The organism is Nocardia sp. alder85J, from assembly GCF_020176955.2.
Lineage (GTDB): Bacteria > Actinomycetota > Actinomycetes > Mycobacteriales > Mycobacteriaceae > Nocardia.
In genome coordinates this window covers 977,494-1,000,208 of record NZ_JAIUCZ020000003.1, presented here as the reverse complement: position 1 = coordinate 1,000,208, position 22,715 = coordinate 977,494, and the positions used below count along the sequence as shown (strand labels likewise).

Below are 22,715 nucleotides of genomic sequence, written 5' to 3'. Positions count from 1 at the left end.
ACTATTGTGGGCCGACGTGGACCTACGGATCTTCACCGAGCCCCAGCAGGGTGCCGACTACGACGACTTGTCGCGGGTCGCGAAGGCGACCGAGGACGCGGGCTTCGACGCGTTCTTCCGCTCCGATCATTTTCTGAAGATGGGTGGGGTGTCCGGGCTGCCCGGCCCCACCGATGCCTGGCTCACGCTGGCCGCGCTGGCCCGGGAGACCTCCCGCATCCGGCTCGGCACCCTGGTCACCTCGGCCACCTTCCGGCACCCCTCGGTGCTGGCGGTCTCGGTGGCGCAGGTGGACCGGATGTCCGGCGGCCGAGTGGAATTCGGGCTCGGTGCGGGCTGGTTCGCGGACGAGCACACCGCCTACGGCATCGAATTGCCCGCGGTGACAGAGCGTTTCGACCGTTTCGCGGAACAGCTCGAGATCATCACCGGCCTGTGGGCGACCCCGGAGGGCGGCAGCTTCGATTTCGCGGGCAAGCACTATCGGCTGGAAGGCGCACCGGCACTGCCGAAACCGGTGCAGCGGCCGGGACCGCCGGTGATCATCGGCGGCTTCGGCAAGAAGCGCACCCCCGAACTGGCCGCCCGGTACGCCGCCGAGTTCAATGTCGCCTTCACTGATACCACCACGGCCACCACACAATTCGAGCGGGTCGCGGCAGCGGCGCGGGCGATCGGCCGGGATCCGGGTGAGATCACGCGCTCGGTGGCTCAGGTGATCTGCGTGGGCCGCGACGAGGCCGAGGTGGCCCGCCGGGCCGCCGCCATCGGCCGCGAACCCGCGGAACTGCGGGAGAACGGGCTGGCCGGCTCGCCCGCCGAGGTGGTCGACAAGATCGGCCGGTACCGCGAGACCACCGGCATCACCCGGCTCTACCTCCAGGTGCTGGACCTCTCGGATCTGGACCACCTGGAGCTGGTGGCCGCCGAGATCGCCCCGCAGCTGGGCTGATCGCGCGAATCACGCCGCGGCCGGACCGAATCGCACCGCAGCCCGGACCGAATCATGCTGCGGCCCGGACCGATTCGGCGGCTCGCCCGGCTCGGGTCGGCGCCCTCGGCCCGGTCCGGAAAGCACTCGGCCCCGCACCCGAATTCGGGTGCGGGGCCGAGCTTTTCGCCTGGACAGGTCAGACGACCGGAACCGGCTCCTGTTCCGCCTGCTTGTTCCGCTGCTGCAACTCCCGCAGCTTGGAACCCTCGACGTCGATATCGGGCAGGGCGCGGTCCAGCCACTTCGGCAGCCACCAGGCCCACTTGCCCAGCAGCACCAGCAGCGACGGGATCAGCACCATCCGGACCAGGAAGGCGTCGAACAGCACGCCCGCGGCCAGCGCGAAGCCCATCGACTTCGCGGTGACATCGCTTTCCATCAGGAAGCCCGCGAACACCGAGATCATGATGATCGCCGCCGAGGTCACCACCCGGGCGCCGTGGTGGTAGCCGACGACCACGGCGTCCTTGGGCGAGCGGCCGTGCTTGTACTCCTCGCGCATCCGGGTCACCAGGAACACCTGGTAGTCCATCGCGAGGCCGAACACCAAGCCGATCAATACGATCGGCAGGAAGCTGACCAGCGGATGGGTCTCCTTGATCAGCCCCAGCTTGCCCTCCTGGAAGATCAGCACCGTGGCGCCGAAGGTGGCCGCCATCGACAACAGGAAGCCCAGAGCGGCGGTCAGCGGCACCAGGATCGACCGGAACACCAGCACCAGCAGCACGAAGGCGGCCAGCGCCACGATCGTCATGTACGGCACGATCTTGCCGAGCAGCGCGTTCGACACATCGGCGTAGATCGCGGTGGTGCCGGTGATGCCGTACTCCATGCCGTAGCGCGCCTTGAACGCGCTCTCGGCGTCGCGGGCGTGCTTCACCAGATCCTGGGTGGCCTTGTTGTTCGGGCCCGAGGTCGGCACCGCCTTCAACAGCGCGCCGGTGCTGTGCTCGTAGTCGTTCGTCGCGGTGGCGCCCGGCCCGGCGCCCTCGGCCGGCTTGATCACGGCGTTGGTCTGCGCCGAGGTCACGTAGTCCATACCCGGATACGCGGCCAGCTTGTCGTGCAGCTCGGTGACCGCCGTCTTGCGCTGCGCCGGATCGACATTGGTCAGATCGGCGACCACCGTCAGCCCACCGTTGCTGCCCTCACCGAAACCCTCCGTGCGCAGGTCGTAGGCCTTGCGGATGGTGGTGGTCTTCGGCTGCGCGTCCTCGCCGGGCAGGCCGAGGGTCAGCTTGGTCGCGGGCAGGGCCAGCAGGCCGAGCACCACGATGCTCAGGATCAGCGTCACCGCCGGCATCCGGCCGATCAGGCGGCCGACCCGCATGCCGTTGGTGACCGAGGTCTCGTCCTCGGGATCGTGCTTGGCCACCAGCGGCAGCTTCGGCTTGAACAGGAACCGGCCGAACGCGCCCATCAGCGCGGGCAGCAGGGTCAGCGCGACCATGATCGCGAAGGCCGCCGCCAGCGCGCCGCCGAGACCCATCCAGGTGAGGAAGCTCACCCCGACGATGCTCAGCCCGCACAGCGCCACGATGACGGTCATGCCCGCGAACACCACCGCGGATCCGGCGGTGCCGATGGCGGTACCCGCCGCCTCCTCGGGCGAATCCTGCACCGCCAGCTCGTGTTTGTACCGGGAGACGATGAACAGCGCGTAGTCGATCGACAACGCGATACCGATCATCGAGGCCAGCACGGTGGTGAAGGCCGGGATGTTGGCGATCGAGGTGCCGGCCATGATCAGCGCCGAGGCCGAGCCGACGCCGATGATGCCGGTGAGGATCGGCACGAAGGCCGCGATCAGGGCGCCGAAGGCGATCATCATCACGATGAAGGCGACCGCGTACCCGATCATCTCGGCGCTGCCGCTGCTCTGCATCTGCTTCTGCGCGACGGTGCCGTCCATCTCGACGGTGAGTCCGGTGGCGCGGGCGTCGTTCGCGACGTCGTAGGCCAGCGTCCGGTCGGCATCGGTGACGTCGGCGAACTTCTTGATCGCGAACGGCACGTTGATCACGGCGACCGAGTCGGGAATGTCCTTGCTCAGCACGTTCAGTGGCGCCGCGCTACAGCGGGACACGAAGTCGGTCGCGGTCCGGTCGCCGGTGAGGCAGTTCAGCTGGGTGCTGGCCTCGATCGGGTCGGTCAGCGGCTTGGCGTGGTCGACGATGTCGAGGTTGTTCAGCTTCTGTACCAGCGCGGTGAGCGCGGCCCGATTGTTCGGGTCGGTCAGCTTCTGGCCGGCCGGTGCGCCGACGACATAGGTGCCGGTGACCGCGTCGAATTTGAACTGCGCGGACATACCCGGGAACTGTTTGTCCAGGATCTCGGTGGCGCGGGCCGAGGGCAGATTCGGCATGTTGAAGTCGTCCTTGACCGGCTTCTTCAGGCCGACGCCGAGAGCGCCGAGCGCCACGATGATCAGCAGCCAGACGGGTAAGACGATCCATTTCCGACGGAAGGCGAATTTGCCCCATCGGTACAGATATACGGACACGAGGGATGGCTCCTAGTGGATGGCTTCGGATCTGGTGCTGAGCTGTTGTGGGGGCCCGTTAGGGGCAGCACTCACGCGGTCGCCGCGCCGCGAGCCGCCTCCATGTAACGCTATCTGCCTACCGTGCGGTAGGTAGACTACCCATACCGAAACGGAGGTACAACCTCGATATTAGGGGATCATCCGAGGTGGCAGGGAAGTCGATGAGAGGATCACCTGATGGCGGTGCGCAGTACTCCCGGAGCGGTTGTCACAGGTAGAAGTACCAAAGAAGCCATTCGGGAGGCCGCGATCCAGCTGTTTTCGGACAAAGGATTCGAGCAGACCAGTCTTCGTGAGGTCGCCGATGCGGTAGGGATCACAAAAGCTTCGCTGTATTACCACTACGCCTCGAAGCAGGATCTGCTGCTGGCGATCGTCGATCCGATCATCGACGATCTGCACGCCGTGGCCGAGGGGCTGGAGGAACTGCCGTACGGCCCGGCGGCCGTGCGCGAGGTGCTCGTCCGGCAGGTGCGGGCCATGCTGCGGCATCGGCGCACGGTCCTCATGTTCGTGCGCGACACCACGGCCATCGCGCGGGCCATCGCCAACCGTGACGAGGAACTGAAGAATGCGCGGACGCGCGTGTGCCGGTGGCTGGCCGGTCCGGATCCCGGCGACGAGCGAATGTTGCGCGCCGCCGCGGCCTTCCAGGTGCTGAGCGTGGTGCTCGCATCACAGGAACTGGTGCCCGAGGCCGACACCGAGCTCATCGAACGGGTGGTGCTGGACGCCGCGCTCGGTGTGCTGGATGTCGGACCGGCCGAGTCCGTGTCGTCGGCGGCGGACGGAACCGAGGGCGCGCGTGCACATCACCGCTAGGGTCGACTACGCCGTGCGGGCGCTGCTGGAGATCGCGCGGGCGGAGCCGGCCGCGGCCAAGGCCGACACCATCGCCGCCGCCCAGGCGATTCCGCCCAAGATCCTGGAAACGGTGCTGGCCGAATTGCGCCGCGCCGAACTGGTGCGCAGCCGCCGCGGCCCGGACGGTGGCTACCGGCTGGCCCGGCCGCCCGCGCTGATCAGCGTGGCCGACGTGATCCGCGCGGTGGAGGGCCCGCTGGCCTCGGTACGCGGTCAGCGTCCGGAGGACGTGGCGTACGACGGTTCCGCACAACCCCTGCAACAGGTCTGGATCGCGCTGCGCGTGAACATCCGGGCCGTCCTGGAACGGGTGTCGATCGCCGAGATCGCCGCCGCCGAGCTACCCGGTTTCGTGGCCGATCTCACCAGCGACCCCGGCGCCTGGACCCGCCGCCCGGTACCGGACGGCAACCCATCCGTGGTGTTGAGAGGAGAAAAGGGCGAGCCGCCTGTCACCCGGTGGCGGTAGCCTGCACGCATCATGTTGATCCGATTGCTCCGCACTTTCCTGGCTCCCTACCGCGCACAGCTGGCGGGTGTCGTGGTGCTTCAGCTGATATCCGTCATAGCGATGCTCTATCTCCCGTCGCTGAATGCCGACATCATCGACAACGGTGTCACCAAGGGCGATGTGGGCTACATCTGGAACACCGGCCTGTGGATGCTGCTGGTTTCCGCGGTACAGATCCTGGCCTCGGCCAGTTCGGTGTACCTGGGCGCGCAGGCCGCGATGGCGGCCGGGCGGGACGTCCGCGCCGCCCTGTTGCATCGGGTCGGCACCTTCTCCGCCCGCGAGGTCGGACTGTTCGGCGCGCCGTCGCTGATCACCCGCAACACCAACGACGTTCAGCAGGTGCAGCTGCTCATCGTGATGAGCGTGACCGTGCTGGTGATGGCGCCGATCATGTGCGTCGGCGGCATCGTCATGGCGTTGCGGCAGAGCCTCGGGCTGTCCTGGGTGCTGGTGGTCGCGGTGCCGGTGCTGGCGCTGACCATGGGCCTGATCATCTCGCGGATGGTGCCCGGCTTCCGGCTCATGCAGGAGCGCATCGACGGCGTGAACCGGGTGCTGCGCGAACAGATCACCGGCATCCGGGTGGTGCGGGCGTTCGTCCGGGAGCGGCAGGAGACCTGGCGGTTCGGGGTCGCCAATTCGGCGCTCACCGACTCCGCGCTGTACGTCGGCCGCTTGGCGGCGCTGCTGTACCCGACGGTCATGCTGATCAGCAATGTCACCACGGTGGCAGTCATCTGGTTCGGCGGGCACCGTATCGACTCGGGGTCGATGCAGGTCGGTGCGCTGACCGCGATGCTGTCGTACATCATGCAGATCCTGATGGCCGTCATGATGGCCTCGTTCCTGGCGATGCTGGCGCCGCGCGCGGCGGTCTCCGCGGAGCGGATCTCCGAGGTGCTCGACACCGAGTCCTCGGTGCAGCCGCCGCGACTGCCGCAGCCGCTCACCGAGGATGCGGGCCGGGTCGAGTTCTCCTTCGCGGAGTTCAAGTATCCGGGCGCGGAGAAGCCGGTGCTGCGGTCCGTCCAGTTCCGGGTCGAGCCCGGCACCACCACCGCGATCGTCGGCTCCACCGGCGCCGGCAAGACCACCTTGATCAACCTGATCCCGCGCCTGATCGACGTGACCGACGGCGCGGTGTACGTCGGCGGCACCGATGTCCGGCACATCGATCTGGAACAGCTGCGCGGTTCGATCGGCCTGGTGCCGCAGCGGGCCTACCTGTTCTCGGGCACCGTCGCGAGCAATCTGCGCTACGGCAAACCGGCCGCCACCGACGACGAACTCTGGCATGCGCTGGAGATCGCGCAGGCCGCCGATTTCGTGCGGGACATGCCGCAGGGGCTCGACACCCCGGTGGCGCAGGGCGGCACGACCGTCTCCGGCGGGCAGCGGCAGCGGCTGGCGATCGCCCGCGCGCTGGTGCGCAGGCCGCGGATCTACCTGTTCGACGACTGCTTCTCCGCGCTGGACGTGGCCACCGACGCCCGCGTCCGCGAGGCGCTGCGACCGGAGACCGCCGACGCCGCGGTCATCACGGTGGCCCAGCGCATTTCGACGGTCCGGGAGGCCGACCAGATCGTGGTCCTGGAGGACGGCGCGATCGTCGGCCTCGGAACCCACGACCACCTGGTCCGCGAGTGCAAGGAATATCGAGAAATCGTGGAATCCCAGCTGAGTGTCACGGAGGCGGCCCGATGAGCCACAATGGCGGAGCCGCTGATCGGGCCGTCCGGGTGCGGATGTCGAGCATGGCTCAGGTGGCGGCCCGATGAGGCCGGGGATGCCGGGGCCGGGGGCGCCGGGGACCAGGGCCAAGTCGTTCCGGCCGTCGCTGCGGCGGCTGTTGGTCCGGCTGGCACCCGAGAAGTTCTATCTCGCAATCATTTTCGTGCTCGCGACCACCGCGGTGGTGCTGAACACGCTGGGCCCGCAGATTCTCGGCCGGGCCACCAACCTCATCTTCGACGGGGTGCTCGGCAAGCAGTTGCCCGCCGGGCTCACCCGCGATCAGGCGATCGCCGGACTGCGCGACCACGGGCAGAACCGACTCGCCGACATGCTCCGGGGCATGGACGTGATCCCCGGCGCCGGAATCGATTTCGGCGCGGTCGGCCGGGTGCTGATGCTGGTGCTGGTGCTCTACATCGTGGCCTCGGTGTTCACCTGGTTGCAGGGCTACCTGATCAACGAGGTCATCAACCGCACGGTGAAGCGGCTGCGCAGCGATATCGAGGACAAGATCCACCGGCTGCCGCTGAGCTACTTCGACTCGACCCCGCGTGGTGACGTGCTGTCCCGGGTCACCAACGACGTCGACAACATCTCGCAGAGCCTGCAACAGACGATGAGCCAGCTGGTCATCCAGGTGCTGTCGGTGATCGGCCTGCTGACCATGATGTTCTGGATCTCGCCGACGCTGGCCGTGATCGCGCTGATCACGCTGCCGGTGGCGATCTGGCTGACCGCCCAGATCGCCAAGCGGTCCCGGCCGCACTTCATCGACCAGTGGAAGTACACCGGCCTGGTGAACGCGCAGGTCGAGGAGGCGTACACCGGCCACGAGGTGATCACCGCGTTCGGCCGCATCCGCGAGGTGGGCGAGCAGTTCGACGAGCGCAACGAGAAGCTGCACCAGGCCAGCTTCAAGGCGCAGTTCATCTCCGGCCTGATCATGCCCACGATGACCCTGCTCGGCAATCTCAACTATGTGCTGATCGCCGTGGTCGGTGGCCTCAAGGTGGCCTCGGGCAGCCTGTCGCTGGGCGAGGTGCAGGCGTTCATCATGTACTCCCGGCAGTTCAGCGCGCCGCTGATGCAGGTCGGGCAGATGATCAACCTGCTGCAATCCGGTGTGGCCTCCGCCGAGCGCATCTTCGAGATCCTCGACGCCGACGAGCAGGATCCGGATCCGGCCGAGGAGGATCTGCGGCCGCTGGAACGCGGCCGGGTGGCGTTCGAGCAGGTGGATTTCCGCTACGAGCCGGATACCCCGGTCATCGAGGAGCTGTCGCTGGTCGCCGAGCCCGGCCATGTGGTGGCGATCGTCGGCCACACCGGCGCCGGCAAGACCACGCTGGTGAATCTGCTGGAGCGGTTCTACGAGATCGACTCCGGCGCCATCACCATCGACGGCGTCGACATCACCGACATCACCCGCGATCGGCTGCGCTCCCGGATCGGCATGGTGTTGCAGGACACCTGGCTGTTCGGCGGCACCATCCGGGAGAACATCGCCTACGGCAATCCGAACGCCTCCGAGGAGGAGATCGTCGCCGCGGCGAAGGCGGCGTACGTGGACCGGTTCGTGCACGCGCTGCCGCACGGCTACGACACGGTGCTGGACGAGGAGGGCTCCGGTGTCAGCGCGGGCGAGAAGCAGCTGATCACGATCGCCCGCGCCTTCCTGGCCAAGCCGTCGATCCTGATCCTCGACGAGGCCACCAGCTCGGTCGACACCCGCACCGAACTGCTGGTGCAGCAGGCGATGGCCGAATTGCGCCGCGACCGTACCAGTTTCGTCATCGCGCACCGGTTGTCCACCATCCGCGACGCGGATCTGATCGTGGTGATGGACAAGGGCCACATCGTCGAACAAGGTTCGCATCGGGAACTGCTGGCGGCCCGCGGGCCGTACCGCGAGCTGTACAACGCGCAGTTCGCGGGCGCGGCCGTCGAGGAGACGGTCGACGCCGGGTGATCGGCGGCGGTGCACGGTGGCGGTGATCGGCTGGGGAGCGGCTGCCACCGTGGCGGTCCGCAGTGATGAGCGGCTAGCCGCGGTGGTGATGAGCGGCTCGCCGCGGTGGTGATGAGCGGTCTGGCAGGATTGCGGAGTGGTTGATCCTGCGTCCCCCCTCGCCTCCGCGCCGCCCGTCCCCACCGCGCCGGTCGCCGGCTTCGGATTCGAGGTGCGCACCCGGCTGGCGGACCGGCACGGCCGCAGTGGCGTGCTCACCACTCCGCACGGCCGCATCGCCACCCCCGCCTTCGTTCCGGTGGGCACCAAGGCGACGGTGAAGGCGGTGCTGCCGGAGACCATGCGGGAGCTGGGCGCGCAGGCGCTGCTGGCCAACGCGTACCACCTGTACCTGCAACCCGGTTCGGACATCGTGGACGAGGCCGGTGGGCTGAGCCGATTCATGAACTGGCCCGGCCCCACCTTCACCGACAGCGGTGGCTTCCAGGTGATGTCGCTGGGCGTCGGCTTCAAGAAGGTGCTGGCGATGGAGGCGGTGGGGGTGCAGCGCGACGATGTGGTCGCGCCGGGCAAGGAGCGCCTCGCGGTCGTCGACGACGACGGCGTCACCTTCCGCTCCCATCTCGACGGCTCGAAACACCGCTTCACGCCGGAGGTTTCGATGGGCATCCAGCACCGGTTGGGCGCCGACGTGATGTTCGCCTTCGACGAGCTCACCACCTTGATGAATACCCGTGGCTACCAGGAGAAGTCGCTGCAACGCACCCACGAGTGGGCGCAGCGCTGCCTGGACGAGCACGAACGCCTGACCACCGCGCGCAGTCACCGTCCGTATCAGGCGCTGTTCGCGGTGATCCAGGGCGCGCAGTACGAAGACCTGCGTCGCAAGGCCTGTCGCGAGCTGGAGGCGATGCGGGGCAGCGGCGGAACGGAATTCGACGGCTACGGCATCGGCGGCGCGCTGGAGAAGAGCAATCTGGGCACCATCGTCGGCTGGTGCTGTGACGAACTGCCCGAGCACAAGCCGCGTCACCTGCTGGGCATCAGCGAGCCCGAGGACTTCTTCGTCGCCGTCGAGAACGGTATCGACACCTTCGACTGCGTGAACCCGTCCCGAGTGGCCCGCAATGCCGCCATCTATGTGGACGAGGGCCGATTCAACATCAACACCAGTCGTTTCCGGCGCGATTTCACGCCCATCGACGAGACCTGCGACTGCTACACCTGCGCGCATTACACCCGTGCCTACATCCATCACCTGTTCAAGGCCAAGGAGATGCTGGCGGCCACGCTCTGCACGATTCACAACGAGCGTTTCACCATTCGACTCGTGGACCGGATCCGGGAGAGCATCGAGGCGGATCGCTACGACGATTTCAAGGCCGAGGCGCTGGGCCGCTGGCAGGGACGTATCCGAAGTCACCGATCCTGAGGCGCAACAGCTCTGGCATCCGAAATTAACAGAGGGGTAATATTTCTCCAGACCGTCGGATCGATCGGCGGCGAGTGTCGAGGTTCCGCCCGGAATCGCCGCGCCAGTGTGCGAATCCGCCGGGGAGCTGCTCCTCCGCCGCAGGTCGCGAGGTTGTCCGGCGGGGATCGAGAGCTCTGGAGGGTCCAGGTGGCGACATATGATGTCCCGCAGGAACAACGACTGTCCCCCCGCATCGTGGTGGGGGTGAGCGGATCGCTGGACAGTCTCGCGGCCCTGCATCGGGCCGTGGCCGAGGCGCGGCGCCGACCGGCGGCCGACATGGCCGAGGTGGTCGCGGTGCTGGCGTGGCAGCCGCCCGGCGGCGAGTACGCGCAGTCGCGATATCCGTGCCCGGAACTGCTGGACGCGGCCCGTTCGGAGGCCCGGCGCCGGCTGCTGGCCGCCCTCGACGACGCGTTCGCCGGGATCGATCCCGGTGTGCCGCTGCGGGCCGAGCTGGTCCGCGGCGATATCACCGAGGCATTGCTGGCCTGCGCCGATCGGTCGGAGGATCTGCTGGTGGTGGGTTCCGGCGGCGGCTGGCTGCGCCGCTGCCTGCGGCGGCGGGTGGCGGCGCGGCTGCTGCGCCGGGCCGCGTGCCCGGTGCTGGTGGTGCCCAAGCCGGAGTTGCAGCGGGAGCTGGAGCGCGCGGGCTCGTGGCTGCCGGGCTGGCTGTCCTTCGCGAAACGTCCGGCGCCGTTGCTTCCGGAGGCGGCGGCCCGGCCGGTCGGCACCGTCTGACCGGTCGGACAGGATCCGGCACCCCGCTTGTCCCGTGGTGCCGGATCGGTGTGCGATGGATCAGCTGTACAGCGCGGCCCGATCGAGCGGGGCGTAGCTGGGCTCGTGCTTCTTCAGATAGGCGATGCAGCGATAGCTGATCGGCATGATGAAGACCTCGCACATGGTTTTCCAGACGAAGCCCACGATCACATAGTTGATGAACGCGCCCCAGGTGTTGATGCCGATCGCGGTGGCCGCGATCGAGCAGAACACCAGCGTGTCACCGAACTCACCGGCCACGGTGGAACCGAGCAGCCGGGCCCACAGATGCTTCTCCTTGGTGCGCTCCTTGATCAGCACGAGCGTCACCGAGTTCAGGAACTGACCGATGACGTAGCCGGCGAAGCCGGCGGCCACCAGCTGCGGGGTGGTGCCGACCACGGTGCGGAAGGCGTCCTGATTATCGTAGAAGTCGGCCTTGGGCAGCCCGATCGCGATCCAGAAGCAGATCACCATCAGCGCGAGCATGCTGAAGCCGTAGTAGATGGTCCGCCGGGCGGCCTTGAATCCGTACACCTCGCTGAGGATGTCGCCGATGACATAGGCCAGCGGGAACAGGAAGAAGGCGCCGTCGGTCGTGATCGGCAGGATGTCGATGGGTCCCAGCGACACGTGTTTGTCGGCGAAGAACTGCACGCCCTTGGTCGCGCAGATGTTGGAGATCATCAGAACGGTGGTGAACAGTGCCACGATCAGGGTGTAAGCACTCCCCGAGACCTTCGCGAAGGACGCGTGTTCGGTCTCGGGGCGCCCAGGCCCGTCGTTGTCTGTATCGACTGCGGGTAGTTGTGTCTCACTCACGAGGTGTCGACGATACCTGCACGTCGGCGCTGTGGAATAGGCTGAGTCAATGACGAATCCCGGCGATTCCGACGAGTGGTGGAAGCAATACGGTGGCGAGGGGGTCTCCGCCGAGTCCGGAGGGCGCTCCGAGCCGCCTCCGGCCGCCCCGCCGGCCGGCTACTCCTCGGCCCCGCAATACCAGAATCCGCCGGTCACACCGCCGCCGCAGCCGTACCCCGGATATCCCGCGCCGCCGCCTCCGTACCAGGCCCCGCCCGCCCAGCAGTACGGGCAGCCGGGGTACGGGCAGCAGCAGCCCGGGTACGGCTATCAGCCGTATCAGGGGCCGGGATATTCGCAGCAGCCGCAGGCGACCGGTAACAACGGCCTGGCGATCGCCTCGCTCGTGCTGTCGCTCGTCGGGCTGTTCTGCTGCCCGGCCGGGATCGCGGGCATCGTGTGCGGCGTGATGGCACTGAACCAGATCAAGGAGCGCGGCGGGCAGGGCCGCGGGATGGCCCTCGCCGGGATCATCATCGCGACCATCGGCATCGCCCTGACCGTCATCATCGTCGCGATCGACGTCGCGACCAACGGCCGCTGATCCCGATCACCTCACGGACGACAAGGGGCGCATCCGGTTACGGATGCGCCCCGTGGTCTTCCGGTGTGCCGGGCCGGTTCTCAGGCCCGGATCTCCTTGACCACCACCGCGCCACCGGCGAACTTGTCGTGCCAGCCCTGGTGGTTGGGATCGGAGGAGATCGTCATCGCGATGCGGATGACCAGCACCAGCGAGGCGATGCTGCCCAGGCAGGGGATGATGCCGGTGAGCAGGAACAGATTCCGCTTCAGCGAGCTGCCGGCGTCGAGATTGCTGCCGTCCGGTCCGATGACGCGCAGGCCCAGCGCCTTCTTCCCCAGCGTGGCGCCGAGCTGGGTCTCCAGGCCGATGTAGTAGAGCACGCCGAGCACCGACACCAGGATCGGCAGCAGGAAGCGGGAGATCAGGCCGGAGTTGCCGATGGCCAGCAGCAGCACGAAACTGACCAGCCAGGACGGGATCGCGACGATGACGGCGTCGATCAGCCTGGCCGCGAACCGGATTCCGAGATCGGCCGGCTGGGTGCCCGGGGGCAGGTTCAGCGGCTGCCCGAACTGCTGCGCGTAGGGCGCGTAGGGCTGCTGGCCGTAGGGCTGTTGCCCCTGCGGCGGCTGCTGGCCGTAGGGCTGTTGCTGCTGGCCGTACGGCTGCTGGCCCTGGGGCGGCTGCTGGCCGTAGGGCTGCTGGCCGTAGGCGTCCTGTGGCTGCTGGCCGTACGGCTGTTGCTGGCCGTAGGGCTGCTGCCCGTACGGCTGACCCGGCTGCTGCCCACCCTGTGTGTATTGCGGCTGCCCGTAGGGCGGCTGCCCGTAGGGCTGCTGCTGGCCGTACGACGGCTGATTCGAGTACTGTTGGCCGCCTTGCGGATACGGTTGCCCAAAGGACTGTCCGCCGGATTGCTGGTTGGGATCGTACCCACCATTGGTCATATCTGGGTTCCTCGATGAATTGTCGTACCGGTATCGACCGGTTACGTTACGGAAATCAACCGCGTCGCAACAAGCCGCTCGGTTCGAATATCCATGGTGAGTGCGACAACGTTTCCGGATCGAATCGATCGAGGGCCTCGCGCGGTGTGCTCGCGATCGTACCCAGTGAGTTCGTCAGCACCGCCGCCACCTGCCGCGCCGTTTCCCCGGCGGCGAGCCGATCGGCCAGCGTGACCGCTCCGTCCCGTTTGGCCAGTCGCTTGCCGTCTCGATTGAGAACCAATGGCACATGGGCGTATCGGGGCACGTCGAAGCCGAGAAGGGTGGCCAGATAGGCCTGCCGCGGGGTGGAGGGCAGCAGGTCGTCACCCCGGACCACCTGGTCGAAGCCCTGTTCGCTGTCATCGACGACGACCGCGAGATTGTATGCGGGCGTGCCGTCTCCGCGACGCAGCACGAAATCGTCCACGAGACCCCGGTAGCATCCGTGGATTTCGTCGATCACTTCGAATTCGGTGACCGCCGAACGCAATCGCAGCGCCGCCGGGCGGCCCGCTGCCCGCCGGGCGGACCGTTCCGCGCCGGTCAGCTCGCGGCAGGTGCCGGGATAGGCGCCCATCGGTCCGTGCGGCGCGGTCGCGGCCTGCTGGATCTCCTTTCGCGTGCAATAACATTCGTAGGTCAGCCCGGCCGCGGTGAGCCGCTCGACGGCGGCGTGGTGCCGGTCCAGGCGTTGCGATTGCCACACCACCGGGCCGTCCCAGTCCAGGCCGATCGCGGCGAGATCCGCCAGTTGCCGGTCGGCGATGTCGGGGCGGGACCGGTCGGTGTCCAGATCCTCGATGCGGATACCGAATTCGCGGCCGGTCGAGCGGGCGAACAGCCAGGCCAGCAGCGCGGTCCGGAGATTGCCGAGGTGCAGATCGCCCGAGGGGGTGGGGGCGAAGCGCCCGGCGCCGGCGGCCGGCACCCGCAGCCGCGGCCGCAGGCGCGATTCCGCGGGCAGCCGCCCGGCGGCGAGTTCGTCCAGCAGGTTCCGCGCGTGGGCGATCAGGCCCGGGCCGTCCACGCCGTACGGGAGCGGAGCGGCGGCTTCCAGCCGCCCCACGGCCCGCTCGAGCAGCAGCCGCGCCCCCTTGGGGTTACCCCGCTGGATATGGGTGAGCCCGACCGCGTACTGCGCCAGGCCCTGCCACAGCATCTTCTCGGCAACCGGTCCGTTCTTCCAGGCGGCCTCCAGGACCTCGTGCGCGTGGAAGGCCGTGCCGTCGTCCAGCAGCCGTTGTGCGTAGTCCAAAGTTTGCCGAGAAGTTAGCTGGAGGTCCTCCGGGATCCGGGGGACCCCGACGCTACCCGGTGGTAGCGGGCGGCCGAGCCGGTCGCGGGGCCGGGCATTCCGGGCATGTCCGGCGTCGTCTCGGTCACGTTCGGTCATCGGTCCATTCTGCCCGCTTCCGCTGACTCGTGAATATCCGGTACGCACCACTCGGGATCGCGTTCCCGGTAATTCCCGAGAGACCGTTGTATTGATCTTGTATTTCCGGAAGCAATTTGTCCGCAAACATGTCGAGGTCCTGATATGTCCGGATTTCGCTCGGTGAACGTCGAAACTCTCCCTGGCGCGATTACGAAAACCTGCTACTGTGCAACACGGCGGGCAACATCCGCAAAGTGAACCGGGTGGATGCGCACGACCGACGCGAGTTGCCGTTGCGCGCCGCCACCGGGACGCATCGCGGGATTCGATGTCCGACAGGTCCCGGAACAAGATCGAATAATTTGTCAGGGATAACCCCCCGTATTCTCGAAGTAGCGAAGGAGCTATAGCTGTGAAGGTCGACGTGACCGGTGCTGTGTGGCGAAAGAGTACATACAGCGGTCCCGACGGAAACTGCGTGGAGGTCGCGTTTCTGGGCGACGACAATATCGCAGTGCGCGACACCAAGGACCAGGGTCGGGGTCCGATCCTGGCCTTCACTCCCGGCGAATGGGATGCATTCGTCTCGGAGGTGACGGAAGGGATGATCGGCCGAGCCTGATCGGCACGTACGTACGGTACGGAACCGGCCTCGGGCCGAGCGCCCGGGGCCGTGTTCGACCGTATATCTTTCAATCGACCGTTTCAGCTCCGGTGCTCAATTATCCCGGATCCGGCGGTACCGTCCGCCATTTCCCGAACATGCCGCAGCACCGCGAGTTGCCGTGATTCCACACTGTGCCCGGCCGCGCGCAGTTGCTCGATTTCCGGCTGCGGATCGGCCCGGAAGAAGCTTCCGCTACCCGGTTTCCCGGAAAGCCCGAGCCTGTTCATCTTCTTCGGAATCGCGGCGCCCTGGTAGGTCGGTGGAATCGGGTGACCGTGCGCATCGACCGGCCCCAGCGGTTGATGCAGTTCGATGTATTCTCCGGGTGGCAGGCGGCGGATGATCCCGGTTTCGATGCCGTGCTCCAGCATCGCTCGATCGGCGCATCGCGGAGCCGGGCACCGCCGATAGTCGGCGAAATAGGCCGGCGGCGGCACGATCAGCAATCCGACCCGGAAGATCCAGGTCGTCGCGTTCGATGAAATGTCGAACTCCAGCGCGATGATGTCGTTGACGCAGACCGGGGTCGGTACCGGGTAGCAGCCCGGCGACATCGCGCCGATCGCGGTGCGCACCGGCACGTCGCTGGATGTGGTGGGCGCGATCCCCGGTCGGCCGCTTCTCCGGCCAGGGATAGCTGACGAGCAGCGCGAACAGTAGCGGCGTCAGGATCGCCACGGCGAGGGTGAGCATGAAGAACGCACCCTGATCCAGCGCGAACACCGGCACGATCCGGGGCCGGACATCACCGGCCCGCGGCTATCGTCGGCGGGTGCACACGATGGTCCCGCGGGACGCGATCTCCTATTGGCTGTCCCAGCGCGCCTGCAACGACCTGTTCCTGCTGTACTGCTTCGACGATCCCGGCATCGGCCCGGACCGGCTGCGCGCCGCCTTGACGGCCCGCTGTGCCACGATCGCCGACCTGCGAATCCGGCTGCGCGAGTACCGGTTCGCGTATCCGCGCTGGGTACCGTGTGAGATCGACGCCGACCAGCTGGTCGAACACGAACTGCCGGAATCGGACTGGGCCGCGATGGTGACGGCGCTCGCCGCGGTGCTCCCCGACGGGGTGCGGGCCGACCGGCGGCCCTGGCGGCTGCACCTGTTCCCCGGCGTCACCGGCGCTCCGGGCGGCCCCGGCCCGGCCCTGGTCGTGGTGCTGCAACTGTCGCACGCCCTGGCCGACGGCCGCCGGGCCGCCGAGATCGCCCGCGCGCTGTTCCGCGCGGAACCGGTGAGGGAGTCGCCGCGGGCCGGCGATGGCGAAGCACGGCGGGGCCGTGACCGTTTCGCCGATCCGGACCCCGGGGCGGCGGTCGTCGCGGACCGTCGTGCGGAACGGTCCGCCCGCGCACAGCCGGGCCCGCGCCGTCGATCGGAGGCGGTGCGCGCGTGGCAGCACGGTGTCGTCCCGCGCGCGGTGGACCGGCTGATCGAGGCGCGGGCGCTGCTGGCGATGCCCGGAGATCTGGGGCTCACCCTGATTCGGGGGATCGCCGCCGAGCGGTCCCGGCGCGAACTCGGCGAGCTGACGGCGCGTGGCGAAATCCCGCCACCGGCAGGGAAATTCGCGCCGACTACACTGAACCACCCGCCCGTACCCGGCCACCGGATCGTGCGGATGCTGGTGCGCGACGACCTCCGGGCTCCCGGTCACACCGTGACGGTGCTGGCGCTCACCGCGATCTCGGTGGCGTTGCCCGCCTTTCTGGCCCGCCGCGGCGAGGCGCCCGCCGCCCTCGCCGCCCAGGTGCCGGTCGCACTGACCGGATCGGATCGGTTCGGGCGCAACAACTATCGGGATATCGCCGTCGAATTACCCTGCGCCGAACCGGATCTCCGGCGGCGCGCCGATCTGATCGCCGCCGAGCTCGCGGCCCGCCGCGAGCGGGCCGGGCATCCGCTGCTGGCCGCGCCCGATCGGGTCACCGCCGCCCTTCCGGCCCCGGTGCTGCGCCGGGACATCGCCGCCTTCCCGCTCGACACGGTCCCCGCGGCACTGTCGGCGCACACCGTCGTTTCCAGCGTCCACCGCGGCCCGGCGGATCTGACCTGCGCGGGCGCCCCGGTCCGATTCACCGCCGGATTCCCGGCCCTGGGCGCGGTCATGCACCTGACGCACGGCGTGCACGGCCTCGGCGGGACGGTCACCGTATCCCTGCACGCCGATGCGGACGTGCTGCCCGACCTGGGCGACTACGCCGACGCGCTGGACGCGGCGCTGACGCGGGTGGTGGCGGCGACCGGCGCGCCACGGTGACGGATCTCACAATCAAACCCCACCGGAGGTGGCGGTCCCGCGTAGGGTGTGCGCATGCCCGACACTCTGGCAACAACCCCTACCGCCATGGCGCCCACACCCAGCACCTCGCTTCCCGGCCTGCGTCCGGACCGCTTCGACCGAGAGGGTTACGACCAACTCGTCGACGTCCGGGATCTGCGGGCGACACTACCCGGCATCGACCGGCTACGGACCTGGGCCCACGAGGCCCTGGCCGCCGCGCCCGGTGAGAACGCCGTCGACATCGGCTCCGGAACCGGTTCGGAGGTCATGACTTTCGCGACCGCGGTCGGGCCCACCGGCGCCGCCGTCGGCGTGGAACCCGATCCGGATCTGCTGTCCGGAGCCGAACGCCGTGCCGCCCAGGCCGGTTCGGCCGCCAGGTTCGTCTCCGGTGACGCGTACGGTCTGCCGTTCGGCACCGACACCTTCGATGTCGCCCTGTGCGAGCGCGTCTTCCAGCATCTGACCGCGCCGGCCCGCGCCGCGGCCGAGATCGCGCGGGTGCTGCGGCCCGGTGGTCGCGTGGTGCTGATGGACGCCGACTGGGGCACGGCGATCGTGCATCCGGGCGACCGGCATGTGGCGCAGGAGGTGGTCGAGACCCTGATCGCGAGCACCACGCAGCCGTTCTCCGGCCGCCGGCTGTCCGGGCTGCTGAGTCAGGCCGGCCTGGTCATCGACGAGGTGGCCTCACATGCGCTGGTGCAGGACCCGAGTGCCGGAGCGGGCGCGCTGGTCGGACGCATCTCCGCGATGGCGGTGGCGCGCGGCGCGATCACCGAACCGCAGCGCGAGCGGCTGCTCACCGATCTGGCGATGGGTGCGCGCACCGGCGACATCCACCTGTCGGTGACCGTCTTCGCCGTGCTCGCCCACAAACCCGAATAGCCCCCGGACGAACCCGGACGACATCGCCCGCCGCCGCTCGGGCCGAACGGCGGCGGGCCGCAGGTCGGCTCAGACGGTGAGCTGCTTCTCCGTCGCCGCCAGCAGGACGCAGGTGGCCAGCCCGTCCATCGCCGTCTCCAGCTCCGTCAGCGACGGGAAGCTGGGCGCGATGCGAATGTTCCTGTCCTCGGGATCTTTTCCGTACGGGAAGGCCGAACCGGCGGCGGTCAGCGCGATACCCGCCTGCTTCGCCAGCGCGATGGTGCGCGCCGCGGTGCCCTCGAGCACGTCGAGGCTGATGAAGTAGCCGCCCTTCGGCTCGGTCCAGGACGCCACCTTCGACGGTCCCAGCCGCTCTTCCAGGATGCGCAGCACCAGTGCGAATTTCGGCTCCAGCAGGGCGCGGTGCTTCTGCATGTGCGCCCGCACCCCGTCGGCATCCTTGAAGAAGCGCACGTGGCGCAGCTGGTTGATCTTGTCCGGGCCGATGCTCTGCACGCCCGCGTGCTTCAGGTACCAGTTCAGGTTGGCTGTGGAGCCGCCGAGGAAGCTCACCCCGGAGCCCGCGAAGGTGATCTTCGAGGTGGAGGCGAACACGAACGGGCGGTTCGGGTTTCCGGCGGCGGCCGCCAGCCCGAGCACATCCAGCACCGGGTCCGCGGTATCGGTCAGCGGGTGCACGGCGTACGCGTTGTCCCAGAACAGCCGGAAGTCGGGCGCTGCCGCGGGCATCGACACCAGCTCGCGGGCCACCTCCTGCGAGAGCGTGACACCGGTCGGGTTGGAGTAGTTCGGCACCACCCACAGGCCCTTGATCTGCGGATCGTCGGCGACCAGCGCCGCGATGGCGGCCACGTCCGGGCCGTCGTGCCCGATGGCCACGGGGATCATCTCGATACCCAGCGCCTGGCTCAGCGCGAAGTGCCGGTCGTAACCCGGTGCGGGACAGATCATCTTGACCACGGGCTCGTCCACCCACCGGCGGGCCGAGTCGGCGGTGCCGTAGAGCAGCGAGAACGCCAGCAGGTCGTGCATCAGCGAGAGGCTGGAGTTGTTGCCGGCCAGCAGATTCGCCGCCGGAATGCCGAGCAGCTCGCCGAAGATGGCGCGCAGCTCCGGAAGCCCTTGCTGTCCACCGTAATTGCGGCAGTCGGTGCCGGTGGCGTCACGGTAGTCCCCGGAGCCGGGCAGCGACAGCAGGTCCGCGGACAGATCCAACTGCTCCGGCGCCGGCTTACCCCGGGTGAGATCCAGCGTCAGCTTCTCGGTCTGGAGCTTCGCGTAGTTCGCGGTCTGCGTCTCGTGTTCGGACACGAGTTCCGCATGGCTCATCAAACCGAACTGCGTTTGCCGGGGCATCGTGAGTGGCCTTTCCTACGGCGATGTGGGTGCGCGACCGGCTCCGCGGCCGGTCCAGCGGACCACGTTACTCGCCGGTCCCGGTGCGGGCGACGGCGTACAGCACGCCGCCGGCGGTATTCGGGGAGAAGTGCCGCACACCTGCCGCGGCGAGAGAATAGGGGACCCCGCGCACCCGGCAGAGCCCGTTGACCCTTGCTGCCTTCCGGCCCTGGGGGGATTCACAGGATGCTCGCCGCGCGGGATCCGTCGGCCAGTGTAGCAGTGCCCGGACCCTGACCCGCCGCCCCCGCCGCGACCGCCGGTCGACCCCGGTGACGGATGTCCGCACACTGGTTACGATCGCTGCGAAGTTCGTCGCGGAATTCCGCGTTTCGAGAGGTTCGTCGCGGATTTCCCGCCTCGGACCGGGGAGGAACCGAGCAAGTGACACGCAGCAACCCGCCGCAGGACGGAAATCCGGGCGACGGGTACCCCAACGAAACCGTGCAGTGGTGGTCCACCCCACCTGCCAACAGCTCCCCGGGGGCGCCCGTCACCGGCACCGATCCCACGGTGCTCGGCTTCCAGAGTTCGCCACAGCAGTACCAGGGTTCGCCCTATCCCCAGCAGCCCGCCCCGCCGGTCTACGACCCGCACGCCGCCTACCAGCCCGTCCCGCCCGGCTATCCGGCCCAGCAGTACGGCGCCCCACCACCGCCGCCACCGCAGTACGGCGCGGTCCCGCAGTACGCCCCCCAATACGGCGCCCCGCCGCCGAAGAAGAGCAACGCCGGCCTGATCATCGGCGTGATCGCCGGCGTCGTGATCCTGATCGGCGCCGTCGTCGCCGCGGCCGTCCTGCTCGGCCACAAGTCCGGTGCCGCCGCCGGCGGCTCGTCCACCGGCAGCAAGCACGACGGCAACTACGTCATCACCAAGGCCGACAGCAACGCCTGCGCCATGGTCGACCCGACCGTGCTCCAGAAATGGGCCCCCACCGCGAGCGCCCCCGAACACACCGAACGCCAGCCCACCAGCTACGACGGCGGCTCCCTGAACTGCTCCGCGCGCTACAGCGGCGCCGGAAAATACGGCAGCAACGACGCCAACCTGAGCGCCAACGCCACCTTCGCCAGCGACTACGGCGCCCCGCAGTACAACTCCTGGCACGATTCGGACACCCGCACCACCGGCTCCGGCCGCGCCTCCGGCGCCCTGTCCGGCATCGGCCAGCAGGCCTACTACGCCTCCGAGCAGACCGACTACTCGTCCTTCACCGTCCTGGACTACACCTGCGCCGCCCTGGACTCCAACCTCTCCGCGAAGGTCGAACTCCGCGTCCACGCCGACCCCGGCACCCTCAACACCACCACGGTCGCCAACACCTGCACCGATCAGCTGAAGAAGGTCTTCAGCACCCTCCACAAGTAGTCCCCACCCCCACTGACAGGCCCATTTGCCCACAACCGGGGGTCAACCGGTATATTGCTCGACGGAGGATTCGCCTAGTGGCCTATGGCGCTCGCCTGGAACGCGGGTTGGGTTAACAGCCCTCAGGGGTTCAAATCCCCTATCCTCCGCCGAGGAAAGGCCTGGCCAGGGACTGTATTTCAGTTTCTGGCCAGGCTTCACGGCAACAGCTGCGGCAACACCAGCGGTCTGGAAACGGCTCACGCGAATACGCCCTGGTCGACGACTGGATCAACCCGTACGCGGGCAAGGTGTACGACTGGACCAGCAACGATCCCGCCAAGAACCCGGCGGTCGACTCCGAGTTCGACGACCGCGGCCAGCTGAACCACGTGCCCGGCCGTTTCCGTGTCCGGATCGCTCGTACCAGCGATATTTCGGACGATCGCGGTGGTCGGTACCCACTCCACCGGCAAACCACCTTCTCGCCGAAACTCGCGAATCGGCTGCGACGCAACGGGATCGAGGTGGGCTTCGTCTCGGCGCGTACCGTGGAGACATGTGCAGGTCACGTCGGAGGTCGGTCGCTGGGATGCCCCCGTCCGGTGGGCACCCGTCATCTCCGTGCGGCCGACCTGAGTACCGGTGACTGCCAACCGAGCGGCCCAGGGGTTTTCACGGGACGATCATGTGGTGAAACGCGACGTGTCCACCAGTTTGGACATCGAGGTACAGGCTCCTACCACGCTCGAATTCCAGATCACGGTCGCCCGGCAGGAGGGGCTCGAGGTGATCGAGGATCTGTCGTTCGAGCTCGATGGCAGGTCCATCGTCCCGTGGGAGATCTGCGGGCCGCACGGTACCCGGATTCACCGATTCGATTGCGGCAGTGGGAATCTGCGGGCTCGGTATGAGGCCAGCGTGCTGGGTACGGCGTTCGCCGTGCCTGCTTCCGACTATGATCTGTCGGTCTATCTGCGGCCGAGCCGGTACGCCGAATCGGACAAGTTCCTCGGGTTCGCGGCCACCGAGTTCGGGTACGTCACGAGCGCGGATCTGCCGCTGGCGGTGTCGAATTGGGTGGGGTCGCGGATTCGGTACGTCGCGGGGAGCAGTGATCCCATCGATGGGGCCGCGGAGACGTTGCTCTCCGGTGCGGGGGTGTGCCGGGATTTCGCGCATCTCGTCGTCGCGTTGTTGCGGGCGTTGAATGTGCCCGCTCGGCTGGTCGCCGTCTACGCTCCGCAGTGCGTTCCGATGGATTTTCATGCGGTGGCCGAGGTGTATCACGAGGGCGTCTGGCGGGTGGTCGACGCCACGGGGCTGGCGCCGCGACTGACCATGGTCCGGATCGCCACCGGACGTGATGCTTCCGATGTTGCCTTTCTCGACAACCATGGCGGCGACATCATTCTCACCAGCATGTCCGTGATGGCGTCGGCCGACGGTCCACCGGCGCTCGAGAGCAGTGCCGACTGGATCTCGATCTGGTGAGCTCGGACCCGAGGCCGG

The 22,715-nt window shown here is 68.2% G+C and carries 19 protein-coding genes, 1 tRNA gene, 1 other RNA gene and 1 pseudogene; 14 read left to right on the top strand and 8 right to left on the bottom strand.

Going from position 1 to position 22,715, the window contains the following annotated elements; genetic code table 11:
* Positions 1-16: 16 nt before the first annotated feature.
* A complete protein-coding gene (locus LBW94_RS15750; RefSeq protein WP_225058132.1) occupies positions 17-952 on the top strand; it encodes an LLM class F420-dependent oxidoreductase in 936 nt (311 codons plus the stop codon).
* Positions 953-1,130: 178 nt separating this feature from the next.
* Here the strand turns inward: LBW94_RS15750 and LBW94_RS15745 are convergent, their stop codons facing one another.
* Positions 1,131-3,497: an MMPL family transporter gene (locus LBW94_RS15745; protein WP_225058133.1), complete on the bottom strand. Its 2,367-nt coding sequence runs from the start codon at positions 3,495-3,497 to the stop codon at positions 1,131-1,133.
* 219 nt (positions 3,498-3,716) lie between these two features.
* Here LBW94_RS15745 and LBW94_RS15740 point away from each other — a divergent pair, with 219 nt between their 5' ends.
* From LBW94_RS15740 to LBW94_RS15715, 6 genes are all read left to right on the top strand, one after another.
* Positions 3,717-4,361, top strand: a complete 645-nt coding sequence (locus LBW94_RS15740) for a TetR/AcrR family transcriptional regulator (protein ID WP_225058134.1) — start codon at positions 3,717-3,719, stop codon at positions 4,359-4,361.
* Positions 4,345-4,872 carry an RrF2 family transcriptional regulator gene (locus tag LBW94_RS15735; protein WP_225058135.1) on the top strand — a complete coding sequence of 176 codons (528 nt, stop codon included), beginning with the start codon at positions 4,345-4,347 and terminating at the stop codon, positions 4,870-4,872. The genes LBW94_RS15740 and LBW94_RS15735 overlap by 17 nt, the downstream gene beginning before the upstream one ends.
* Positions 4,873-4,884: 12 nt before the next feature.
* The gene (locus LBW94_RS15730; RefSeq protein ID WP_225058136.1) at positions 4,885-6,621 is read left to right on the top strand and encodes an ABC transporter ATP-binding protein; all 1,737 of its coding nucleotides are present in this window, start codon (positions 4,885-4,887) and stop codon (positions 6,619-6,621) included.
* Between the two features lie 70 nt (positions 6,622-6,691).
* Positions 6,692-8,620 (top strand): ABC transporter ATP-binding protein, encoded by a 1,929-nt coding sequence (locus LBW94_RS15725; RefSeq protein WP_225058137.1) that lies wholly within the window; start codon positions 6,692-6,694, stop codon positions 8,618-8,620.
* A gap of 136 nt (positions 8,621-8,756) precedes the next feature.
* The gene (gene tgt / locus LBW94_RS15720) at positions 8,757-10,052 is read left to right on the top strand and encodes a tRNA guanosine(34) transglycosylase Tgt (RefSeq protein ID WP_416276893.1); all 1,296 of its coding nucleotides are present in this window, start codon (positions 8,757-8,759) and stop codon (positions 10,050-10,052) included.
* A gap of 189 nt (positions 10,053-10,241) precedes the next feature.
* Positions 10,242-10,835 carry a universal stress protein gene (locus LBW94_RS15715; RefSeq protein ID WP_225058138.1) on the top strand — a complete coding sequence of 198 codons (594 nt, stop codon included), beginning with the start codon at positions 10,242-10,244 and terminating at the stop codon, positions 10,833-10,835.
* A 60-nt stretch (positions 10,836-10,895) separates the two neighbouring features.
* Here the strand turns inward: LBW94_RS15715 and LBW94_RS15710 are convergent, their stop codons facing one another.
* Positions 10,896-11,570 carry a queuosine precursor transporter gene (locus tag LBW94_RS15710; RefSeq protein WP_266271237.1) on the bottom strand — a complete coding sequence of 225 codons (675 nt, stop codon included), beginning with the start codon at positions 11,568-11,570 and terminating at the stop codon, positions 10,896-10,898.
* 157 nt (positions 11,571-11,727) lie between these two features.
* Between LBW94_RS15710 and LBW94_RS15705 the strand changes: the two genes are divergently transcribed.
* Complete coding sequence (locus LBW94_RS15705) at positions 11,728-12,264, top strand: DUF4190 domain-containing protein (protein WP_225058140.1); 537 nt, start codon at positions 11,728-11,730, stop codon at positions 12,262-12,264.
* Positions 12,265-12,344: 80 nt separating this feature from the next.
* Here LBW94_RS15705 and LBW94_RS15700 read toward each other — a convergent pair whose 3' ends face one another.
* The 3 genes and pseudogenes from LBW94_RS15700 to LBW94_RS15690 all read right to left on the bottom strand — a co-directional run.
* Positions 12,345-13,193 (bottom strand): RDD family protein, encoded by an 849-nt coding sequence (locus tag LBW94_RS15700; protein WP_225058141.1) that lies wholly within the window; start codon positions 13,191-13,193, stop codon positions 12,345-12,347.
* 55 nt (positions 13,194-13,248) lie between these two features.
* Positions 13,249-14,199, bottom strand: a complete 951-nt coding sequence (gluQRS, locus tag LBW94_RS15695) for a tRNA glutamyl-Q(34) synthetase GluQRS (protein ID WP_416276903.1) — start codon at positions 14,197-14,199, stop codon at positions 13,249-13,251.
* A gap of 129 nt (positions 14,200-14,328) precedes the next feature.
* Positions 14,329-14,628: pseudogene (locus LBW94_RS15690) on the bottom strand (DUF309 domain-containing protein); the annotation flags it as partial.
* A 394-nt stretch (positions 14,629-15,022) separates the two neighbouring features.
* Here LBW94_RS15690 and LBW94_RS15685 point away from each other — a divergent pair.
* On the top strand, positions 15,023-15,232 hold the full coding sequence (locus LBW94_RS15685) for a DUF397 domain-containing protein (protein WP_225058142.1): 210 nt from the start codon (positions 15,023-15,025) through the stop codon (positions 15,230-15,232).
* A gap of 83 nt (positions 15,233-15,315) precedes the next feature.
* Here the strand turns inward: LBW94_RS15685 and LBW94_RS15680 are convergent, their stop codons facing one another.
* On the bottom strand, positions 15,316-15,858 hold the full coding sequence (locus LBW94_RS15680) for a hypothetical protein (RefSeq protein ID WP_416276892.1): 543 nt from the start codon (positions 15,856-15,858) through the stop codon (positions 15,316-15,318).
* Positions 15,859-16,058: 200 nt separating this feature from the next.
* On the opposite strand from LBW94_RS15680, the gene LBW94_RS15675 reads away from it, so the two are divergent.
* Together LBW94_RS15675 and LBW94_RS15670 are read left to right on the top strand one after the other, a co-directional pair.
* Positions 16,059-17,540 carry a WS/DGAT domain-containing protein gene (locus LBW94_RS15675; RefSeq protein WP_225058162.1) on the top strand — a complete coding sequence of 494 codons (1,482 nt, stop codon included), beginning with the start codon at positions 16,059-16,061 and terminating at the stop codon, positions 17,538-17,540.
* A gap of 87 nt (positions 17,541-17,627) precedes the next feature.
* The gene (locus LBW94_RS15670) at positions 17,628-18,452 is read left to right on the top strand and encodes a methyltransferase domain-containing protein (RefSeq protein WP_225058163.1); all 825 of its coding nucleotides are present in this window, start codon (positions 17,628-17,630) and stop codon (positions 18,450-18,452) included.
* Between the two features lie 69 nt (positions 18,453-18,521).
* Here the strand turns inward: LBW94_RS15670 and LBW94_RS15665 are convergent, their stop codons facing one another.
* A complete protein-coding gene (locus LBW94_RS15665) occupies positions 18,522-19,811 on the bottom strand; it encodes an aminotransferase class I/II-fold pyridoxal phosphate-dependent enzyme (RefSeq protein ID WP_225058143.1) in 1,290 nt (429 codons plus the stop codon).
* A gap of 156 nt (positions 19,812-19,967) precedes the next feature.
* Positions 19,968-20,062: signal recognition particle sRNA small type (gene ffs / locus LBW94_RS15660), an RNA gene on the bottom strand.
* A 175-nt stretch (positions 20,063-20,237) separates the two neighbouring features.
* On the opposite strand from ffs, the gene LBW94_RS15655 reads away from it, so the two are divergent.
* The 3 genes from LBW94_RS15655 to LBW94_RS15645 all read left to right on the top strand — a co-directional run bounded on the left by LBW94_RS15655 (position 20,238) and on the right by LBW94_RS15645 (position 22,697).
* The gene (locus LBW94_RS15655; RefSeq protein WP_225058144.1) at positions 20,238-21,224 is read left to right on the top strand and encodes a hypothetical protein; all 987 of its coding nucleotides are present in this window, start codon (positions 20,238-20,240) and stop codon (positions 21,222-21,224) included.
* 63 nt (positions 21,225-21,287) lie between these two features.
* Positions 21,288-21,373 (top strand) — tRNA-Ser (locus tag LBW94_RS15650).
* A 523-nt stretch (positions 21,374-21,896) separates the two neighbouring features.
* A complete protein-coding gene (locus tag LBW94_RS15645; RefSeq protein WP_225058145.1) occupies positions 21,897-22,697 on the top strand; it encodes a transglutaminase-like domain-containing protein in 801 nt (266 codons plus the stop codon).
* Positions 22,698-22,715: the final 18 nt, after the last annotated feature.

What these genes read in the sequence shown, in the direction of transcription:
- LBW94_RS15740 (WP_225058134.1), top strand. Translation starts at nt 3,717, where the DNA reads ATGGCGGTGCGCAGTACTCCCGGAGCGGTTGTCACAGGTAGAAGTACC.
- LBW94_RS15730 (WP_225058136.1), top strand. Translation starts at nt 4,885, where the DNA reads ATGTTGATCCGATTGCTCCGCACTTTCCTGGCTCCCTACCGCGCACAG.
- LBW94_RS15725 (WP_225058137.1), top strand. Translation starts at nt 6,692, where the DNA reads ATGAGGCCGGGGATGCCGGGGCCGGGGGCGCCGGGGACCAGGGCCAAG.
- LBW94_RS15705 (WP_225058140.1), top strand. Translation starts at nt 11,728, where the DNA reads ATGACGAATCCCGGCGATTCCGACGAGTGGTGGAAGCAATACGGTGGC.
- LBW94_RS15700 (WP_225058141.1), bottom strand. Translation starts at nt 13,193, where the DNA reads ATGACCAATGGTGGGTACGATCCCAACCAGCAATCCGGCGGACAGTCC.
- LBW94_RS15675 (WP_225058162.1), top strand. Translation starts at nt 16,059, where the DNA reads ATGGTCCCGCGGGACGCGATCTCCTATTGGCTGTCCCAGCGCGCCTGC.
- LBW94_RS15670 (WP_225058163.1), top strand. Translation starts at nt 17,628, where the DNA reads ATGGCGCCCACACCCAGCACCTCGCTTCCCGGCCTGCGTCCGGACCGC.
- LBW94_RS15665 (WP_225058143.1), bottom strand. Translation starts at nt 19,811, where the DNA reads ATGCCCCGGCAAACGCAGTTCGGTTTGATGAGCCATGCGGAACTCGTG.